The following is a 1,491-nucleotide window of genomic DNA, read 5'->3' as shown; positions in this document are numbered from 1 at the left end:
GGCTATACCTATTCCTACGAGGAATTGGATGAATTCCGCCATTCACCGAACCACAAGCTGCTTATTTCCGAGTTGGAGGATAAATACGGCACATACGGCAAAATCGGTTTAACGCTGCTTGAATGCAAGGACAACATTTGGACGCTGAAGCTATTGTTAATGTCATGCCGTGTTATGTCCAGAGGCGTAGGCAGTATCATGCTGCAATACGTCGCCAAGATGGCGCATGATGCGGGAGCGGTATTACGCGCCGAGTTCGTGCCTACAGACCGTAATCGCATGATGCTGCTTACGTATAAATTTGCCGGTTTTAAGGAAGTCGAGGAGCGGGACGGACTACTTATTTTCGAGCATGATGCTGCCCATCTGCAAAGTGCTCCAGACTATCTCACCTTAATCAGCCGTGTTGAATAAATGGATGAATAAACAAAACAGGTTCACGATGGACATCGGCTAGAGGGTATAGCTGAAGCAGGATAGCAGGTTAAATGGTCGTGCATGCCTGTTTACGGAAAAAATACGGCTAATATGATATTGGAGGAAGTAATAATGGAAAAAATGGCGTTTCTGTTCCCGGGTCAAGGCTCTCACTTTGTCGGCATGTCGAAAGGTCTATATGACCAATATGCGATCGTGAAGCAAACGTTCGAGGAAGCTAACGATGTGCTTGGCTATGATTTGGCAAAGCTTTGCTTTGAAGGCTCGCTTGCAGAGCTGTCCAAAGCAAAAAATGCCCAGCCTGCCATTCTCGTATCAAGCGTAGCCAGCTTCCGCGTTTATATGCAGGAGATTGGCATTGTTCCGCAATTTCTTGCTGGGCACAGCCTTGGCGAATATGCCGCATTTACTTGCGCGGGAGCGATTCGTTTTGCCGATGCGGTGAAGCTGCTGCATGAACGGGGAAAAATGACCGACGAGGTTGCAGCGAGCGATGTTGGAGCCATGTCCATTATTGATGGCGTTGAGCGAAAGCTGGTTGTGGAAGAATGCAAAGCGATGGAGCAGGAGGGCCGCCAGGTCTGGGTGTCCTGTTATAATACGCCGAATCAAACCGCGATTTCCGGGGAAAGCGATGCGGTTATGGAACTAGAGGACAGGCTCGCGAATCATGGCGGACTGGCGACGCCACTGCTTGCGAGCGCTCCGTTCCACTGCAGCTTTATGCAGCCGATGGCTGACCAATTAATGGACAAATTGACCGGGCTGGAGTACGGTTTTTTTAAATATCCGGTTATTACGAACCGCAATGCCGAGCCGATGGCACATTCAGAGAAAGTAGCGCAAAATCTTGCGCTGCATTTAACTAGCCCGGTACAATGGGAACGTACGATGCAATATTTTAAACATAAAGGCGTTACGCTTACGGTCGAAATGGGACCAAAAAATGTATTAACCAATATGGTGAAGGCGAACGTGGATGGAATTGAAGCGCTCTGCTATGGCACGAAGGAGGATCGCAAAAAAATCGAGCAAATTTTAGCGGCTTATCCG

General features: G+C 48.6%; 1 protein-coding gene and 1 pseudogene. Both read left to right on the top strand.

The window, feature by feature from the left end; genetic code table 11:
• Positions 1-414: pseudogene (locus ABEW34_RS31935) on the top strand (hypothetical protein); the annotation flags it as partial.
• Positions 415-549: 135 nt separating this feature from the next.
• The coding region (gene fabD / locus ABEW34_RS31930) for an ACP S-malonyltransferase (RefSeq protein ID WP_430165921.1) at positions 550-1,491 on the top strand (942 nt) is incomplete at its 3' end.

The sequence above is a fragment of the Paenibacillus algorifonticola genome (assembly GCF_050481745.1).
Taxonomy (GTDB): domain Bacteria; phylum Bacillota; class Bacilli; order Paenibacillales; family Paenibacillaceae; genus Pristimantibacillus; species Pristimantibacillus algorifonticola_A.
Note: the sequence above shows the minus strand (reverse complement) of the source record. Positions and strands in the feature narration are given on the sequence as shown.